Source organism: Streptomyces sp. NPDC004065, from assembly GCF_044903565.1.
Lineage (GTDB): Bacteria > Actinomycetota > Actinomycetes > Streptomycetales > Streptomycetaceae > Streptomyces.
This window is the reverse complement of sequence record NZ_JBJDQT010000069.1, coordinates 1-2,169: the sequence shown is the minus strand read 5'-3', so window position 1 is coordinate 2,169 and position 2,169 is coordinate 1. Positions and strand designations below refer to the sequence as shown.

At 49.1% G+C, this 2,169-nt stretch carries 3 protein-coding genes and 1 pseudogene; 3 read left to right on the top strand and 1 reads right to left on the bottom strand.

The annotated features are described in order from the left end of the window. Together ACI2LW_RS33655 and ACI2LW_RS33650 are read left to right on the top strand one after the other, a co-directional pair. Window positions 1-485, top strand: a 485-nt coding sequence (locus ACI2LW_RS33655) for an IS6-like element IS26 family transposase (RefSeq protein WP_404735053.1), incomplete at its 5' end; no start/stop codon positions are given. Between the two features lie 91 nt (window positions 486-576). Further along, window positions 577-756, top strand: coding sequence for a hypothetical protein (locus ACI2LW_RS33650; RefSeq protein WP_000902128.1), 180 nt, complete (start codon window positions 577-579; stop codon window positions 754-756). 153 nt (window positions 757-909) lie between these two features. On the opposite strand, the gene ACI2LW_RS33645 is transcribed toward ACI2LW_RS33650, so the two are convergent. Further along, entirely contained in the window at window positions 910-1,725 is an 816-nt protein-coding gene (locus tag ACI2LW_RS33645) for an aminoglycoside O-phosphotransferase APH(3')-Ia (RefSeq protein WP_000018326.1), read from the bottom strand. Window positions 1,726-1,854: 129 nt separating this feature from the next. On the opposite strand from ACI2LW_RS33645, the pseudogene ACI2LW_RS33640 reads away from it, so the two are divergent. Beyond that, window positions 1,855-2,169, top strand: a pseudogene (locus tag ACI2LW_RS33640) (IS6-like element IS26 family transposase); the annotation flags it as partial.

The following is a 2,169-nucleotide window of genomic DNA, read 5'->3' as shown; positions in this document are numbered from 1 at the left end:
CGTGGCACATGGATGAAACCTACGTGAAGGTCAATGGCCGCTGGGCGTATCTGTACCGGGCCGTCGACAGCCGGGGCCGCACTGTCGATTTTTATCTCTCCTCCCGTCGTAACAGCAAAGCTGCATACCGGTTTCTGGGTAAAATCCTCAACAACGTGAAGAAGTGGCAGATCCCGCGATTCATCAACACGGATAAAGCGCCCGCCTATGGTCGCGCGCTTGCTCTGCTCAAACGCGAAGGCCGGTGCCCGTCTGACGTTGAACACCGACAGATTAAGTACCGGAACAACGTGATTGAATGCGATCATGGCAAACTGAAACGGATAATCGGCGCCACGCTGGGATTTAAATCCATGAAGACGGCTTACGCCACCATCAAAGGTATTGAGGTGATGCGTGCACTACGCAAAGGCCAGGCCTCAGCATTTTATTATGGTGATCCCCTGGGCGAAATGCGCCTGGTAAGCAGAGTTTTTGAAACGTAAGGCCTTTGAATAAGACAAAAGGCTGCCTCATCGCTAACTTTGCAACAGTGCCGAATTTAGCGCGGTCGCTAAACATTTCGGCACCACCCAGGTGCTGCACGATATCAATCTGAAAATTGATGCCGGTGAATACCGGCTGGCTGCCGACGATCCGGATGAGGAGAACACCCTCGCCACGGCAGTTTTCACCCTCGATGCCAACCACGTCAGGTGGCAAATTTTCGACATTAACCGCGACGATGCTAAATTTCAGGGAGAAGTGCGTGGGTGAGATAGCCGGTCGTCAGTCATAAAGGGCAGGGTAGTACCGTTGGCCCGGCGTTCGATAGTACCGTCCGGATACTGCCAGATATCGGCGTCCAGGGAGATGTCCTGAAGCGCGGTGTCCGGAATTTCAGGTTTGTGTCTCTACAAAGACTAACTATCAGAAAAACTCATCGAGCATCAAATGAAACTGCAATTTATTCATATCAGGATTATCAATACCATATTTTTGAAAAAGCCGTTTCTGTAATGAAGGAGAAAACTCACCGAGGCAGTTCCATAGGATGGCAAGATCCTGGTATCGGTCTGCGATTCCGACTCGTCCAACATCAATACAACCTATTAATTTCCCCTCGTCAAAAATAAGGTTATCAAGTGAGAAATCACCATGAGTGACGACTGAATCCGGTGAGAATGGCAAAAGCTTATGCATTTCTTTCCAGACTTGTTCAACAGGCCAGCCATTACGCTCGTCATCAAAATCACTAGCATCAACCAAACCGTTATTCATTCGTGATTGCGCCTGAGCGAGACGAAATACGCGATCGCTGTTAAAAGGACAATTACAAACAGGAATCGAATGCAACCGGCGCAGGAACACTGCCAGCGCATCAACAATATTTTCACCTGAATCAGGATATTCTTCTAATACCTGGAATGCTGTTTTCCCGGGGATCGCAGTGGTGAGTAACCATGCATCATCAGGAGTACGGATAAAATGCTTGATGGTCGGAAGAGGCATAAATGCCGTCAGCCAGTTTAGTCTGACCATCTCATCTGTAACATCATTGGCAACGCTACCTTTGCCATGTTTCAGAAACAACTCTGGCGCATTGGGCTTCCCATACAATCGATAGATTGTCGCACCTGATTGCCCGACATTATCGCGAGCCCATCTATACCCATATAAATCAGCATCCAGGTTGGAATTTAATCGCGGCCTCGAGCAAGACGTTTCCCGTTGAATATGGCTCATAACACCCCTTGTATTACTGTTTATGTAAGCAGACAGTTTTATTGTTCATGATGATATATTTTTATCGGCACTGTTGCAAATAGTCGGTGGTGATAAACTTATCATCCCCTTTTGCTGATGGAGCTGCACATGAACCCATTCAAAGGCCGGCATTTTCAGCGTGACATCATTCTGTGGGCCGTACGCTGGTACTGCAAATACGGCATCAGTTACCGTGAGCTGCAGGAGATGCTGGCTGAACGCGGAGTGAATGTCGATCACTCCACGATTTACCGCTGGGTTCAGCGTTATGCGCCTGAAATGGAAAAACGGCTGCGCTGGTACTGGCGTAACCCTTCCGATCTTTGCCCGTGGCACATGGATGAAACCTACGTGAAGGTCAATGGCCGCTGGGCGTATCTGTACCGGGCCGTCGACAGCCGGGGCCGCACTGTCGATTTTTAT